The organism is Plantactinospora sp. DSM 117369, from assembly GCF_053764795.1.
Window position 1 is genome coordinate 1,276,112 of the sequence record NZ_CM132446.1, and the last position, 15,080, is coordinate 1,291,191.

The following is a 15,080-nucleotide window of genomic DNA, read 5'->3' on the forward strand; positions in this document are numbered from 1 at the left end:
TCGCAGTGCTCTGTTGGTTCTGTCCGAAGGCGGCGCGGGGTGGGTGTCGGTTCTGCGGGCGCGGCGTCTGCGAGGACCATGCCCGGTTCGGCCCGTACCTGTTGCAGGTGCACCGTTCGGAGGCGCGTGGCCGGGCCGAGGGGCTGGTGGTGGAGGACGCCCTCCAGTGCGGCACCTGCCGACCCCGTCCGCAACCGGTGCCCATGCCCGAGTTGGACTGACCGTCCTGACCCGCCCACCTGGGCGATGTCCGCCGGTGGCGGAGTACGGCTAGCCTGAGGAACCCGGCGTGCTGAGGAGGCGACCGTGAGTGACTTCGACGAGGTGCTGGAACGGCTGGTCACCGATCCGGCGTTCGCCGCCGCGCTCGGTGCGGATCCGGTCAACGCCCTGGCCGGTTACCGGCTCGACGCCGACGAGCTGGCGCTGCTCCAGCTCCAGCTCGGCGGCGGCGCGGGCGGTCGGCACGGCGTCGAGACCCGGGCCAACCAGTCGAGCCTGTTCGGCATGTTCACCCCGCTCGCCGGGCTGGCCGGCGCGCTGCCCGGAGTCGGGGAAATCGGCACTGCCGGCCCCGGGCCGGCCGGGAGTTCCGGTGCCGCCGGATCGGGCCTGACCCAGGGTTTCGGAGCGGCGGCCAACGCCGGCCCCGGAGTATCCCCGTTCGCCGAGGCGCCGGGCTGTGCCGCGCCGGTCGGGCAGCGCGGTGCCGGCGTACCGGTGGGTGGGCTGACCGGCCTCGGCGACGAGATCGGCCGGGAGATCGGGTCGGCCACCGACGGGGCGCTGGCGCAGCCGGCGGGCGGGCTGGCCGGCGCGCTCGCCGACCCGGACGACGGGCTGGCCGCCGCGCTGGCCGGTGCCGAGGTCGGGTTCGGGCCGGCGGCCGAGGTCGGGTTCGGGGCCGCCCCCGAGGCGGGACCGCCGGCCGAGGTGGGGTTCGGACCGGCCGGACCACTACCCGGTACGGACGCCGAGCCGGCCGTACCGGAGGGCTACCGGACCCGGGTCGACGTCGACGGTGACGGGGACTGGGACCGGCACACGTTGCAGGGCCGGGCCGACGGCGGGGTGGACATCCTGGTCGACCTCGACCGGGACGGCCGTACCGACTTCGTCGGGCACGACCTGGACGCCGACGGGCTGGTCGAGATCAGCGAGTACGACAAGAACCGCGACGGCTTCTTCGAGAAGCGGATGTACGACGACGACGGCGACGGCTGGATGGACCGGACGGTACGGGCCGACCCGCCGCCCACCGACAGCACCTACTGACCCGCCACCACAGCGCCCCGGTCCGGAAGCCGGTCCCCGACCCACGTCGGGAACCGACTCCGGTCCGGTCCCGGGAGCCGGTCCCCGATTACCTCGGGAGCCGGGACAGCACGCCGTGCGGTGCCGTGGCATTATGCCGTCCGGCGCATCGGGTCCGGCCGTCCGGCGCACCGCGCGTGGCCGTCCGGCGCACCGGGACTGGCGCGTACCCCGCCGGCCCCGGACGATGGCGACAGGAGGTGGTCGCCGTGGTCAGCATCGCCACCGACCGGCTGACGAAGGTGTTCCCCGACGGCACGGTCGCGGTGGACGACGTGAGCATCGAGGTCGGGTCCGGGGAGTTCGTCACCCTGCTCGGTCCGACCGGCTGCGGCAAGTCGACGATCCTGCGGCTGGTGGCCGGGCTGGAGGAGCCGACCAGCGGCCGGGTGCTGATCGACGGGGAGCCGGTGACCGCCGGGCCCGGTCCCAACCGGCAACTGTCGATGGTCTTCCAGGACTACGCGCTCTATCCGCATCTGACGGTCGCCGAGAACATCCGCTTCCCGTTGAGCCTCGGCCCGGACTCCCCGGCCGGCGTGTCAGCCCGGGTAGCCGAGATCGCCGACCAGCTCGGCATAACCGGTCTGCTCGACAAGAGGCCGGGGCAGCTCTCCGGCGGGCAGCGGCAACGGGTGGCGATGGCGCGGGCGATGGCGGGGGAGTCCCGGGCCTTCCTGCTCGACGAGCCGCTCTCCAATGTGGACGCCGGACTCCGCGCCGAGCTGCGTACCGAGGTGGCCGCCCTCGCCCGGCGACTGGAGATGACCACCCTCTACGTGACACACGACCAGGTCGAGGCGATGACCATGGCCGACCGGGTCGCGGTGCTGCGTCGGGGCAGACTCCAGCAGATCGGGCCGCCGGGCGAGGTCTACCGGGATCCGCACACCCTCTTCGTCGCGGCCTTCCTCGGTACGCCCCGGGCGAACCTGTTGCAGGCCGCCGTCTATGCGCCCGACGGCGGCGTGCTGCTCGACCTCGGATCGCAACTGATCGAGCTGCCGCCCGAGGATCCCCGGGTACGCCCGTTGCGCGAACGGCATACCGAGCGGGTCACCCTGGCACTGCGGGCCGACGCGCTCAGCCCGGTGCCGGACCCGTCCAGCCCGGCGCCGGTACTGCGGGGCGTGGTCCGGGCGGTCGAGAACCTCGGTCACGAGGCGCTGGTGCACGTGACGACCGACACGGTGTCGACCCCGTCGGCACAGGCCAGCCTGGACCATCCGACCAGCGGCCAGCACCTGTCCGAGCTGCTCGCGGACGAGCTGCCGACCGGGCACCCGGTGCGGGAGCGGCTGGCCCGGATGATCCCGCACCCCCGACCCGAGCAGCCGCCCGCCACCGCCCGCACCGAGTACGGCTTCTATCCCGTGTACGACCCGGAGCTTCGGGGCGAACCGGTTGACGCCGGCGAGGTGGTGGTCCGGGTACCCATGCCGGTGCTGCCCCGGGTCGGAGAGTCGATCACGCTCGCGGTCGACCTGGACCAACTGTTGCTCTTCGACAGCTCCGGCGACCGGATCCGGCTGGGTTGACCGTGAGCATGGCGGTGTCGGTGCGGCCGGTCCGGGCGGTGCCGTTCAGTCCGGCGGTGCCGTTCAGCCCGGCGGTGCCGGCGCGGTCGCGGCCGCGAGCTGGTGCCGGGCCCACATCAGCGCGAATCCGAGCAGGTTGAGCCCGCGCCACCGGTCCGGGTCACCGGCCCGGGGATCGTCGGCGGTGAGCCCGATCCCCCAGATCCGGTCGATCGGGCTGGCCTCGACGAGGATCCGGTCGCCGCTGCCGAGCAGATAGTCGCGAAGGTCGGAGTGCTGGCCGAACTTCGCCACGTTGCCCGCCACGACCAGGTCGAACCGGCACTCGTCCCACCGCGCCTGGTCGAAGCCGCGCACCCGCTGGCCGAGCGCCTTGGCCGCGCCCGGGGTCGGTGCCCGGAGGATCTGGTCGGCCATCGCGGTGTCGCCGAACAGCCGGGCCTTGCCGGCCATCATGAAGTGCTCGGCGGTGGCGTACCGGACGCCGTCGACCAGGAACGGTGAGGGCCACCACTGGCTCAGACAGCCGGATCCGGTCGCGCCGACGCGCCCCGGCTGGTGCCCCCAGAAGAAGTGGTACTTCGGCCGCGCGCCGCCGGAGAGCAGCGCACGGAGTTCGTCGACGGTGCGGGGCGGTGTCGTAGGGGCGACCATGGTTGGCAGCGTGCCAGACCGTCGGGTCGGCGTACCACAGGTTTCGGTGGCGCGACCGCCGGCTGCCGGGGCCCGCCCGGCTCACACCGCCCTGGCCAGCCGGAGCAGGGCGGCGTCGAGCAGTTCGGCGTACTCGGGTGAGATCGAGCCCTCGTCACGGCGGACCGTGACCTTGTCGCGCAGCACCGACACCTGACCGGCCAGATCCGCCGTCGCGCCGCCGGAGTCGGCCCGGAGGTTGCGGAGCTGGTTGCGCAGGTCCACTCCCGCGTGGTCCCGGATCTCGTTCGTCGCCACCCCGTCGTCGACGATCCGGTAGAGCTGGGCCATGACCTCGCTGATCGGCGGCGGCGGGATGTTGGGATTGTCCCCCGCATCCGGTTGCCCGCCCGTGGCCACCGTGGACGCTGGCCCGGCCGTCGACACCCCGGGCGCCGGAGTGCCGGCCGGGGTCGGCGACGGCGTCCCGTCCGGTCCGGGGGTCGTCGCCCCGGTCGTCGGCCGCGGCTCCGGCTCGTCCCCGAGTACGGAGACGAGCACGACGGTTGCGGTGAGCGCGACCAGTACGGCGGCGGCGACCAGCAGGACCCGGCCGGGCCGGGGTGGTTCGGTTGCCGGACCCGCCCTGCCGGGCGGTGACGTCGGCGGCTGCGGATCCGTCGCGGGTCGATCCTCCGGCGCCGCGTGCGGTCCGGCCGGGTGGACCGGCGAACGCGAGTCCGGCGGAGCCGCCGCAGTGTCCTGCCGGGTCCCCGGACCGGCCTGCTGCGCCGCCGCATCGTCCTGCCGCGCCGCCGCCCCGTCTCGTTGGGCAGCCGCAGCCGCAGCCGCAGCCGCAGCCGCAGCGGTCGGCGGGCCCGCCGACCGCGTCACCACCGGAGCCGGATGCGCCGTCCCATCCACCGGCGTCGGGTGCACCGCCGCGTCCGCAGGTGTCCCGGCCGCCGTCACCTGCGCAGGCGCGCCGGGCGCTGTCTCATCCACGGGCGTGCCGAGTGTTGTCGCGTCCACCGGTGGCGTCGCGTCCGCAGCCACCCGTGTCGCCTCCGCCGCCATCGGCGTCGCGTGCGCCACCGTCGCGTCGACCGCCGTCGCGTGCGCTGCCGCATCCGGCGGCGTCGCTCGCACCGGCCTGGGTGGCGCCGTCGGTGCGGGGATCGGCACCGCCCGCACACCGGCGGCCGGCGACGGCACGGGCATCGCCGCCGGCACCGTGCCGGGCCGGGTGTGGCTCAGCACCGCACGTCGCGGATCGGCGGCCAGCAGTTGCTGGCGCAGCAACTCGCCGACCTGTGCGGCCGTCGGCCGCTCGACCGGATCGCGAGCCAGGCAGCGCAGGCAGACGTCCGCCACCGCCGGCGGCAGATCGGGTACGCCGGCCAGCGTCGGCTCCGTCCCCGCCTCCAGTACCCGGGTCAGTTCCTCCCAGGTGTCGGCCGGGAAAGGCACCCGGCCGGTCAGGGTCTCGTGGAGCAGCACGCCCAGCGAGTACGTGTCGGTCGCCGGCTGGGCCGGAAGCCCGTCCAGCCGCTCCGGCGCGACGTACGCCGGGGTGCCGAACGTCTCGCCGTCCTCGTCCTCGTCCGGGGCGCCGACCTGGGTGGCGATGCCGAAGTCGAGCACCTTGGCGCCGGTGGCGGTCATCATGATGTTGGCCGGGGTGATGTCCCGGTGCACGATGCCCAGCCGGTGGGCGGCGGCCAGCGCCTCGGCCACCTGGGCGCAGATCTCCACCGCCGTCTGCCAGGGCAACGGGCCGGCGGTGAGTTCGGCCTTCAACTCCTCGCCGGTCAGCAGTTCCATCACCACGAAGGCGGTGATCCCGCCGTCCGGTCCCAGGGTCTCGCCGTAGTCGTGCACGGCCGTGACGTGCGGATGCACGAGCTGCGCGGCGGCCCGGGCCTCCTCGCGGACCATCTCCCGGAACTTCGCGTCGGCGGCGAGTGACGCGGCGAGCACCTTCACCGCCACCACCCGGTCGAGTACCTCGTCCCGGGCGCGCCAGATCACCGACATACCGCCGGCGCCGATTCGGTCGATGAGTCGATACCTGCGGGCGAGCAGGCCGCCCGCCTGCAACGCTGCCATTGTTGGTCGCACCTGCCTGCAAGAGTCGGGGGTCGCATCAGGCTGTGTGTGGGTGGGGTCGTATCAGGCTGTGTGGGGGGTCGTATCAGGCTCCGTGACTGGCTACCTCCTGTCAACGACGGACCAACAGTGCGGTCCGAGTCAGAAATCCCCCGGCTTCCAGCCCAGGGGGAGCGTTAAGACATGCCAACCGCGAAACGCCACGGGTGACCGCTACCACCGACGGCCGGCCGCACGCATCGACGGACGGTACCCCCGGTGCGCCGAACGGTCGTCGATGCAGGTGGGGTCCGGACCGGCCCGGCGCGTCCGGGTGGGCGGCCCGTGCCAGGATGAACGGCATGGTCGGCGGTCCGGTGGCTTTCGTGCTCGGCGGGGGTGGGGTGCTCGGCGCAGTCGAGGTCGGCATGTTGCGGGCGCTGTTCCGGGCCGGCATCCACCCCGATCTGGTGCTCGGCACCTCGATCGGGGCGGTGAACGGCGCACTGGTCGCGGCCGACCCGTCCGAGGCGGTCACCGACCGGCTGGTCCGGCTCTGGGCCTCGCCCGAGGCGAGCGAGGTGTACGGCGACTCGATCGCCCGGCAACTGCGCCGCTTCGCCGCCCGGACCCACCTGCACTCGCCGCGCCCGCTGCGCCGGCTGCTGGAGGCCGAACTCGGCGAGCACACCACCTTCGCGGACCTCAAGGTGCCGTTCCGGTGCTGCGCGGCGAGCATCGAGCGGGCCGCCGAGCACTGGTTCGGCACCGGCCCACTGGTGCCAGCCGTGCTCGCCTCGGCTTCCGTACCCGGGCTGCTGCCGCCGGCCCGGATCGACGGTGAGCACTTCGTCGACGGTGGCATCGTCAACTCGATCCCGATCGGCGAGGCCGTGCAGTCGGGTGCCAAGCAGATCTTCGTGCTCCAGGTCGGCCGGATCGAGCGGCCGTTGAGCCCGCCCCGCCGGCCGTGGGAGATCGCCCAGGTGGCCTTCGAAATAGCCCGGCGGCACCGGTTCGCCCGGGAGATGGCGGCGCTGCCGGACGACGTGGACGTACACGTGCTGCCGACCGGGGGGCTGGGGCCCCGGGACGACACCCCGTGGGCGTACCGGGACATGGCGGCGGTGGGCCGGCGGATCAGCCGGGCGTACACGGCGTCCCGGCGCTATCTCACCGAACACCTGGACCCCGGCTGATGCCGCTGCCGCCGAGGTGGGTCCGGCGAGTCGTGCTCGCTCCCGGTACGGTGCTGCTCGCCGTACTGGTGGTGACGACGCTGCCGGTGTGGCTGATCATCGCCGCGGCGGCCTCGCCGCTGGTCCCCGGCTACCTGCGCCCGCTTCGGGTGCTCTGGGTCGGGATCGTCTACCTGGTCTGGGACGCCACCGCGCTGGTCGCGATGTTCGGGCTCTGGGTCGGCTCGGGCTTCGGCTGGTACAAGCGGTCTCCGGGCTTCCAGCGGGCGCACTACGTACTCGCCGGGTGGTTCCTCACCGTGCTGTTCTGGCAGGCCCGGTGGACCCTGCGGCTGCGCATCGACGTCGTCGGCACCGATCCGGACACGGCGTTGCCCGGCCGCCCCGAGCTGGTGCTCTGCCGGCACGCCGGGCCGGGCGACTCGTTCATCCTGATCCACGCGCTGGTCAACTGGTTCAAGCGGGAACCGAGGATCGTGCTGAAGGACACCCTCCAGTGGGATCCGGCGGTCGACGTACTGCTCAACCGGCTGCCCAACCGGTTCATCGCGCCCCGGCACCGCCGGCAGACTCGGGTCGGCCCGACCGAGCAGGTCGGCCCACCGAGGGAGAGCCTGGTCGAGCAGATCGGCCACCTCGCCCGGAACCTCGACGAGAACGACGCCTTCGTGATCTTTCCCGAGGGCGGCAACTTCACGCCCCGGCGGCGGCTCCGCGCCATCGACCTGCTCCGGGCCCGCGGCCTGGACGAGATGGCGGACCGGGCCGAGGCGATGCGGCACGTCCTCGCGCCGCAGCCCGGCGGGGTGCTGGCCGCGCTGGACGCCGCACCCGACGCCGGAGTCATCTTCGTCGCGCACACCGGGCTGGACCGGATGCTCACGGTGGCCGACGTGTGGCGGGAACTGCCGATGGACAAGCGGATCGTGATGCGGTTCTGGTCCGTACCGCCGGACGAGGTGCCGAAGGAGCGCCAGGAGCGGATCGACTGGCTCTTCGACTGGTGGGCCCGGATCGACGAATGGGTCGATGCGCATCGGGGCGACACCGATCCGGCGTAGGGTGCCCGGCGTGGACCAGATCTGCATCGTGACGACGGTGGTGGACGCGCGGGCCGTCGCGGATGTGCTCGCCGCCGCTGCGGTCGCCGGCCGGCTGGCGGCGTGCGCGCAGGTGACCGGGCCGGTGGACAGCACCTACTGGTGGGAGTCGCGGATGGAGACCACCCGGGAGTGGACGGTGGTCTTCAAGACCGCCCCGGACCGGGTGGCGGCCCTCATCGACCAGGTACGGGCCGCGCACCCGTACGAGGTGCCGGAGGTGCTGGTGACCTGGGTGGAGGGCGGCAACCCGGACTACTCGACCTGGCTGCACGAGCAGACCCGCCCCTGACCGGGGACGGACCGACCGGCCGACCGGTCGGGATACCCGGGCCGGGATAGGTACGCGCACTCTGTGAACCGGCTCGGCGGGGGCCGATCATGGCAGGCGTGACCGCTTCCGCGAACGCGTACCCGTGCCCGGTCTGCGGGGCCGGTGCCGACCTGGCGACCGGATGTCCGGGCTGCGGCCGGGCACCGGATCCGACCGCCGCCGAGGTGGTCCGGCTCGGCGCCGAGATCGCCGCGCTCGGCGGCCGGGTGGAGCGGGCGCGGCAGGCGTACCTCGGTCTCGACGCCGCGCTGTGGCAGCTCCGGCGGCGCCGCGACGCGCTGGCCGAGCAGGTCCGGGCGGCGGCGGCCGCGTCCGCCCGGGTCCCGGCGGCCGGCGGTCCCGGCGCACCGGCCGCCGTCGCCGCCTCCCGGCCGGCGGCACCGCCGGCTCCCGCACCGGTACGCCCGGAAGCCTCCACCCGGACCGTGCAGAACGTGCTCTTCATCCTCGGCGGGCTGCTGGTCGGCACGGCGGCGATCGTCTTCACGGTGGTGGCCTGGGCCACGGTCGGGGTCGGCGGCCGGGCGCTGATCCTCGGCACGCTGACCGGGCTGGCCCTGGCCGCGCCGCTGCTCGCCCAGCGGCGCGGGCTGACCGCCACCGCCGAGACCTTCGCGGCGATCGGCCTGCTCCTGGTGGTGCTCGACGGGTACGCCGGATGGACCGTGGACCTGTTCGGCGTGGCCGGCTGGCCGGCGGTCCGGTACGCGGCACTGGTGCTCGCGGTCGGCGTGGTGGTGGCGGGGGGTTACCACCGACTGACCCGGCTCGCCGCGCCCGCGTTTGCCGGCCTGCTGCTGGCCCAGCCGGTGATCCCGCTGCTCGCCTACGACGCCGGATTCGGCGCCGCCGGCTGGACGCTGGCGTTCGCCGGGCTGGCGGCGGTCAACCTCAGCTTGACCCGGGGATGGGGTGGCAACGGACCGGCGGACCCGAGCAGCGGTCTCCGCCGGTCCGTCGCCTGGGTCGGGTACGGGGTGGCGGGGCTCGCCTCGGTGCTCTGCGGGACGCTGGCGGTGGTCACCACGGACGGCCCGCTGGCGGTACTCGCCGGTGGCCCGTTGCTGGTGGCCGCCCTGCTGCCGATCGCCGGAGCCGTCCGGTTGCGCAGCACCGCCGCCGGAGCCGGTGCGGCGGTCGTCCTCGTGGTGGTGCTCGCGGTGGCGCTGGTCCGGGCCGCCGCCGAGACGTCGTGGCCGTTGCTCGGCGCGGCCGCCGGGATCGTCGTGCTGCTCGCCGCCGCGATCGCGGCCACCGCCCGGTGGCTGCCGGCCGGAATCCGGGTCGGCCCGCGGGCCGGCGGGCTGGTGGTGGCCGGCGCCCTGGCGGTGCTGACCGGCTCGATGGCGCTGGTGGTCGCGGCGGCCGTGGCCCTGCGCTCGCAGCCGGCGTGGCGGGCGGAGCTGGCCGCGCGGTCGGGGCCGTTCGACTGGCAGCTTCCGGTGGCGCTGGTGCTGGTCGTGGTGGCGCTCGTCCTGCTCGGCCGGCGGCGGGACCGGTCGCTGATCCTGCTGGCCGGTGCGGTGTGCACGCTGCTGGCGGCGCCGGCCGCGCTGGCCCTGCCCTGGTGGCTGGTCTCCGCCCTGGACCTGGTGCTGGCGGGCGCCCTCGCGCTGGCCGCCGCAGGGCCGGGCCGGCCGTTGCGCTCGGCGCTGCCGATGCCGGTCGCCGCCGTGCCGCTGGCTGGGCACGCGGTACTGGTCGGCCTGGCCCGACCGGCCGGTGCCGCCGCGGTCTTCGGCGGCCTCGTCCTGTGCGGCGGGGCGGTCGCGCTGACCGCACTGGGTCGGGCCACCGGCCCCGCTCCGGGACCGGAGGGTGCTGCCACGCCGCCCGTCCCGGCGTTCCGGCGGGTGGTGGGCGGCACCGGGCTCGCAGTGGGGGTACTCGCCACTCCGGCGACCGTCCTACTCGGACTCTTCGCCGCCGGCGTGCCGCCGTGGTGGCAGGCGCGGGCGGTACTGGCCAGCGCCGTACTGCTCGCCGCCGGGCTGGTGCCGGTGCGCCGGGCGGTCCCGCACTACCAGCCGTACGCCAACGCGGCGCTGGCGACCGTCGCGCTGGCGGTCGGCCTGGCACCTGGCCTGCCCGGCGTCGGCGAGCCAGCCGGCCCGTACGCCGCCGGGGCGCTGCTGCTCAGCCTCGGGGTGTGGCTGTCGGGCCGGGGCCGGCCGGCGGACTCGACCAGCGGGGCCGGACGGCCGATCGGGGGCGTACCGGCACTGGTCTCCGGGACGGTCCTGCTCGTCCGGGCCGCGGTGGTGGCGGTGCCGGCGGTGCTGACCGTGCTCATCGCCCCGTACGACTGGCTGGGCCAGATCTGGTCGGGCCCGCCGGCCGGGGTGGGGCTTCATCCGGCCGGGATCGGCATCGAGCCGGCCGACTGGCGGCTGGACGCCGCCGCCACGCTGACCCTGCTGCTGCTCACCGTGGCGGCGGCGGTCGCCGGCTGGGCCCGGCGGCGGACGGTCCGCGCCGCCGCGCTGGTCGCGGCGCCGCTCGCGGTCAGCACGGCGCTGGTCGGGCTGGTGGCCGCCGGGGCACCCTGGCCGGCCGTGCCCGTGGCGAGCCTGGTCGCCGGAGTTGCCGGCCCGCTCGCCGTGGCGCTCCGGCGCGGCGCCGGCCGCCGGCAACCTGGTCCGGGCGGCCCGGGCCGGTCGGGGGTCTGGCTGGTGCCGGTGGGGGTGGCGTTCGGGGCGGCGGGCCTGGCCGGGCTGTTGCCGAGCAGGCCCAGCACGCTCGCCGGGCTGGCCCTGGTCGGTGCGGCGGGGCTGACCGCCGGGGCGCTCGGTCGCACTCCGGCGGCCCGGGTGGCGGGCTGGCTGACCGGTGTCGCCGGCGCGGCGGCGCTGGCCGGCACCGCCACGGTCGCCGCCGACCTGCCGTTGCGGGTCACTGCCCTGGTGGTGCTCGGCGTCGCCGCGCTGGCCCTGGCCGGCAGCGCAGTCCTGGCCGGCAGCGCAGTCCTGGCCGGCTGGCGACCACTCCGGGCCGGGACGGTCCCAGGGGGGCCGCTCGCGGCCGGTTCGGTGCGCGAGGGGGCGCCCGCGGCCGGGCCGCCCGGGGCCGGTTCGGTGGGCGAGGGAGTGCCCGGGGCCGGGGCGCCCGGGGCCGGGTGGGTCGGCGAGGAGTCGTCGGGGGCCGGGTCGGTCGGGGTGGGGGCGCCCGGGGCCGGGGCGCGTGCGGCGGGGCCGGGCCGGCGGGCCGAGGCGGTCGCCGTCGAGGCGGCCAGCCACACGACCGCCGGAATCGCCCTGCTGCTGGCGGCCGTCGAGATCCGGTACGCGGCGGCGGTCTGCACGCTCTGGGGCGTGGCGCTGGGGCTGCGTGCCCTGCGTCCGGCCGAGCCGGTGGCGCGCCGTTGGGCCCGGGCCGCGGCGGCGGGTGGTGCCGAACTGGTCGCCACCTGGCTGCTGCTCGTCTCGGCCCGGGTGGCGCTGGTCGAGGCGTACACCCTGCCGGCGGCGGTGCTCGGGTTGCTGGCCGGCTGGCTGGCGCTGCGGGCCCGGCCGGCGCTGAACAGTTGGCTGGCGTACGGGCCGGGGCTGGGTGCCGCGCTGCTGCCGAGCCTGGTCTCGGTCCTCGTCGCCGCCGACCAGCCGTGGCGGCGGCTGCTGCTCGGTGCCGGTGCGCTGCTGGCGGTGCTGGCCGGTGCCCGCTGGCGGCGCCAGGCGCCGGTGCTGCTCGGCGGTGCCGTCCTCGCCGTACTGGCCCTGCGGGAGATGGTCGACGTGTGGGACCGGCTGCCCCGGTGGATCTTCCTAGCCGTGGGCGGTTTCGCCCTGATCGGACTGGCTATGACGTACGAGCGGAGGCGCCGAGATCTCCGTAGGCTACGCTCTGCCGTCAACCGGATGAGCTGACCATCCCAGAGGGGCCGGCCGGCCTTCCGTGGTGGTGCTACCACTACCCCGGATACGGGGGTTTTCGGGGTTACTCAGCGCAAGCATCACCCGGAGACTGGAGATCAGCGCTCCGCCGACCGGCGTGGCGAGAAGCGACGTTGGGAGCTTGCAAATGGCGGTCCTCGCTGCCGCGCCCGAACCGGAGACGCGTCGAGGAAGTGATTACTCACGGTTATCTCGGCGGATCAGTGCGGCCGGCCTGATGGAACGCCGCACCGGCTGGTACGTAGCCCGGATCGCGCTCACCGTCGGGCTCTTCGTCGCCGGCTGGGTCGCCTTCGCCGTCGTCGGCGACTCGTGGTGGCAGGTCCTGGTGGCCGTGTTCCTGGCCGGCGCCACCACCCAGGTCGCCTTCCTCGGGCACGACGCCGGGCACCGGCAGATGTTCCGGCACCGGCGGGCCAGCGAGGTGGCTGGGCTGCTGGCCGGCAACCTGGCGGTCGGGCTCAGCTACGGCTGGTGGATCGACAAGCACAACCGGCACCACGCCAACCCGAACCACGAGGACGACGATCCGGACGTCGGGGCGGGCGCCCTGGTCTGGACCGACGAGCAGGCCCAGGCCACCCGGGGCTTCGGCCGGTGGCTGGCGCAGCGGCAGGCGTACCTCTTCTTCCCGATGCTGTTGCTGGAGGGATTGGCCCTGCACGTCTCCAGCGTCCGGGCGCTGACCGACGGTACGCCGATCCGGCACCGCCGGGCCGAGGCGCTGCTGCTGGCCCTGCACGCGGTCGGCTACCTGGGTGCGCTCTTCACCGTGCTCTCGCCGGGGAAGGCGCTGGTCTTCCTCGCCGTCCACCAGGGGCTGTGGGGCCTTTACATGGGCTGCTCGTTCGCGCCGAACCACAAGGGCATGCCGGTGGTGACCGCCGAAGACGACCTCGACTTCCTGCGCAAGCAGGTGCTCACCTCGCGCAACGTCCGGGGCGGGGTACTGGTCGACTTCGCGCTGGGCGGCCTCAACTACCAGATCGAGCACCACCTGTTTCCGAGCATGCCCCGGGTGAACCTGCGCCGGGCCCAGCCGATCGTCGCGCAGTACTGCGCCGAGCAGGGCATCCCGTACGAGGAGACCGGGCTCTTCGACTCGTACCGGCAGGCGTTGCGGCACCTGCACTCGGTCGGTGCCCCGCTGCGGGCCGAGGTGGCGGCGGCGCGGAGCAGCGCCGGATAGACGACGGTGACCGGGGGATCGTGGGGCGGCCCTGGGCGGGGCTGCCCCACGCCGCCGCCGTACCCCCGCCTCAGCCGTTCAGCACCGCGAGCCGGTCGTCCGGCATCTCGACGACCTCCGCCGGCTCCGGCGCGGTGACCTCGATTGGCTTGCCGAACGCGGTCCCTTGACCGTGGCCGGACGCCGGACAGCATAGCGACCGTCCACGATTCCGACTGACCGGAGATCGGGCACACCCACCGTCAGCTCGCATCCGTTCAGCGGGTCGGTGACGGGGTCGGGCGAGCGGTTGTATCCCACGGCCACCGGCCTCGGCGGTAAGGTCTGGCCATGGCAGAGGTGCTGGACGCGGAGGCGGTGCGGACCGAGCTGGCCGGGCTGGAGGGCTGGGCCGGCGATCCGGCCGGCATCGCCCGTACCGTCGAACTGCCCGCGTTCCGTGACGCGATCGGTGTGGTGGACCGGGTGGCGGTGGTCGCCGAGGAAATCGACCACCATCCCGACATCGACATCCGGTGGCGCACGGTGACCTTCCGCTGCGCGACCCATTCGGTGGGTGGGGTGACCCGACGTGACGTCGAACTGGCGCGGCGTATCGACGAGATAGTCCGGGGAGCGGCGTGAGATTCGAGATAAGTAAGGTCCTCGACGCGATCGAGGACCGGGTCAGCACCGACCCGTCCCTGGTGCGGGCGGTGCTGGACCTGGCCGAGGTGGTCCGCTACCAGGACCTCGACGGCGGCCGGCCGGCCAGCACCATGCGACTGGGCATGGTCATCGACGCACTCGGGCGGCATCTGGAGGAGGACAACGTCCCGGTGTACGCGGTGGTGCACCGCGCGCTGCTCAGCGACGCCGACCTCACCTCCAACGAGCGGATGGTGCTCCGGCGCTGGGCCGACAACGGCCTGGTCGAGGTGCTCGTCAACCCCGGCGACCGGGTGCTGGAGGTGGCCGATCTGCTCGGCCTGCCGGTGCTGAGCCGGGGCCGCTTCGACGGCATGTCGGGGCGCTTCCCGTGGGTGACCAGCGCGCCGGGCCGACTGCTCGCCCCGCTGCCCGGGGCTGGTGGCCCGGTACTGGCGCAGCGGGTGAAGGGCAACGTGGCGGCCACCGGGCCGTCGCCGACCGGCCGGAAACTGCTCGCCCGCACCTGGCGGTGCAAGGAGCCCGGCTGCGTACTGTTCGGCGGTGGCGGCGGGGGTGGCGCCTTCGCCGACCTCGCCGAGATCGACCGCAAGCCGAGCGGCCAGCCGCCGCCGACGCTGCGTACCGGGATGCCGACCTGTCCCCGGCACGACCAGCGGCTCAGCGACGCCGGGCCGAGGCCGAACGAGGAGGTGCTGTCGATCCGGATCGGCGGCATGGTCCGGCGCCGGTTCGTGGTGACCGCCGAGCGGCCGGTGGTGGTCGGCCGGGCGCCGGACGACTCCGGCGGGATCCGGCTCGGCCAGTGGCTCAACGACGAGGCGCGGCGCTGGATCAGCCGCAGCCACGTCCGGTTCGAGCTGCGCGGCGGGGACCTGGTCGCGCAGGACGTCAGCACCAACGGCTCCGGGGTACGGCCGGGTGGGTCGATGGACGAGGCCGAGCGGGTCGCGCTGGCTCGCCAGCAGTCCCGGGTGATGCGCAGCGGCGACATCGTGGAGCTCTATCCCGGGGTGCAGGTGGGACGGGCGAGCACCTGGAACTCCGGCGGCATGACGAACCCGACCTCGGTGATGGCCGAGGCGCCGACCATGGCGATCCGGCTCCCCGACCGGGGCTGACGACCGACCGGGCCGGCCCGTCCGGA

Annotated in this window: 11 protein-coding genes; 9 read left to right on the forward strand and 2 right to left on the reverse strand. The window is 74.8% G+C overall.

The genetic code is table 11. The annotated features are described in order from the left end of the window. The first annotated feature begins 306 nt into the window (after window positions 1-306). Together ACSMXO_RS05855 and ACSMXO_RS05860 are read left to right on the forward strand one after the other, a co-directional pair. Window positions 307-1,275, forward strand: coding sequence for a hypothetical protein (locus tag ACSMXO_RS05855; protein ID WP_455416955.1), 969 nt, complete (start codon window positions 307-309; stop codon window positions 1,273-1,275). Window positions 1,276-1,523: 248 nt separating this feature from the next. Continuing rightward, window positions 1,524-2,852: an ABC transporter ATP-binding protein gene (locus ACSMXO_RS05860; RefSeq protein ID WP_346261649.1), complete on the forward strand. Its 1,329-nt coding sequence runs from the start codon at window positions 1,524-1,526 to the stop codon at window positions 2,850-2,852. A 63-nt stretch (window positions 2,853-2,915) separates the two neighbouring features. Here ACSMXO_RS05860 and ACSMXO_RS05865 read toward each other — a convergent pair whose 3' ends face one another. Together ACSMXO_RS05865 and ACSMXO_RS05870 are read right to left on the reverse strand one after the other, a co-directional pair. Then, entirely contained in the window at window positions 2,916-3,506 is a 591-nt protein-coding gene (locus ACSMXO_RS05865; protein ID WP_346261648.1) for an NADAR family protein, read from the reverse strand. A gap of 81 nt (window positions 3,507-3,587) precedes the next feature. Further along, a complete protein-coding gene (locus tag ACSMXO_RS05870) occupies window positions 3,588-5,594 on the reverse strand; it encodes a protein kinase domain-containing protein (protein WP_455416956.1) in 2,007 nt (668 codons plus the stop codon). A gap of 341 nt (window positions 5,595-5,935) precedes the next feature. On the opposite strand from ACSMXO_RS05870, the gene ACSMXO_RS05875 reads away from it, so the two are divergent. From ACSMXO_RS05875 to ACSMXO_RS05905, 7 genes are all read left to right on the forward strand, one after another. Continuing rightward, a complete protein-coding gene (locus tag ACSMXO_RS05875; RefSeq protein WP_346261646.1) occupies window positions 5,936-6,772 on the forward strand; it encodes a patatin-like phospholipase family protein in 837 nt (278 codons plus the stop codon). Further along, window positions 6,772-7,833 carry a 1-acyl-sn-glycerol-3-phosphate acyltransferase gene (locus tag ACSMXO_RS05880; protein WP_346261645.1) on the forward strand — a complete coding sequence of 354 codons (1,062 nt, stop codon included), beginning with the start codon at window positions 6,772-6,774 and terminating at the stop codon, window positions 7,831-7,833. Before ACSMXO_RS05875 ends, ACSMXO_RS05880 begins: the two co-directional genes overlap by 1 nt. A gap of 10 nt (window positions 7,834-7,843) precedes the next feature. Further along, window positions 7,844-8,164, forward strand: coding sequence for a divalent-cation tolerance protein CutA (gene cutA, locus ACSMXO_RS05885; RefSeq protein WP_346261644.1), 321 nt, complete (start codon window positions 7,844-7,846; stop codon window positions 8,162-8,164). Between the two features lie 98 nt (window positions 8,165-8,262). Continuing rightward, window positions 8,263-12,069 carry an SCO7613 C-terminal domain-containing membrane protein gene (locus ACSMXO_RS05890; protein ID WP_455416957.1) on the forward strand — a complete coding sequence of 1,269 codons (3,807 nt, stop codon included), beginning with the start codon at window positions 8,263-8,265 and terminating at the stop codon, window positions 12,067-12,069. A gap of 154 nt (window positions 12,070-12,223) precedes the next feature. Further along, on the forward strand, window positions 12,224-13,285 hold the full coding sequence (locus ACSMXO_RS05895) for a fatty acid desaturase family protein (RefSeq protein WP_346261642.1): 1,062 nt from the start codon (window positions 12,224-12,226) through the stop codon (window positions 13,283-13,285). 330 nt (window positions 13,286-13,615) lie between these two features. Then, complete coding sequence (locus tag ACSMXO_RS05900) at window positions 13,616-13,909, forward strand: 4a-hydroxytetrahydrobiopterin dehydratase (protein ID WP_346261641.1); 294 nt, start codon at window positions 13,616-13,618, stop codon at window positions 13,907-13,909. Further along, entirely contained in the window at window positions 13,906-15,054 is a 1,149-nt protein-coding gene (locus tag ACSMXO_RS05905) for an FHA domain-containing protein (protein WP_455416958.1), read from the forward strand. The genes ACSMXO_RS05900 and ACSMXO_RS05905 overlap by 4 nt, the downstream gene beginning before the upstream one ends. Window positions 15,055-15,080: the final 26 nt, after the last annotated feature.

Excerpts from the sequence above, each read along its gene's own strand:
- ACSMXO_RS05880 (WP_346261645.1), top strand. The coding sequence starts at position 6,772 with ATGCCGCTGCCGCCGAGGTGGGTCCGGCGAGTCGTGCTCGCTCCCGGT.
- ACSMXO_RS05865 (WP_346261648.1), bottom strand. The coding sequence starts at position 3,506 with ATGGTCGCCCCTACGACACCGCCCCGCACCGTCGACGAACTCCGTGCG.
- ACSMXO_RS05875 (WP_346261646.1), top strand. The coding sequence starts at position 5,936 with ATGGTCGGCGGTCCGGTGGCTTTCGTGCTCGGCGGGGGTGGGGTGCTC.
- ACSMXO_RS05895 (WP_346261642.1), top strand. The coding sequence starts at position 12,224 with ATGGCGGTCCTCGCTGCCGCGCCCGAACCGGAGACGCGTCGAGGAAGT.
- ACSMXO_RS05870 (WP_455416956.1), bottom strand. The coding sequence starts at position 5,594 with ATGGCAGCGTTGCAGGCGGGCGGCCTGCTCGCCCGCAGGTATCGACTC.
- ACSMXO_RS05900 (WP_346261641.1), top strand. The coding sequence starts at position 13,616 with ATGGCAGAGGTGCTGGACGCGGAGGCGGTGCGGACCGAGCTGGCCGGG.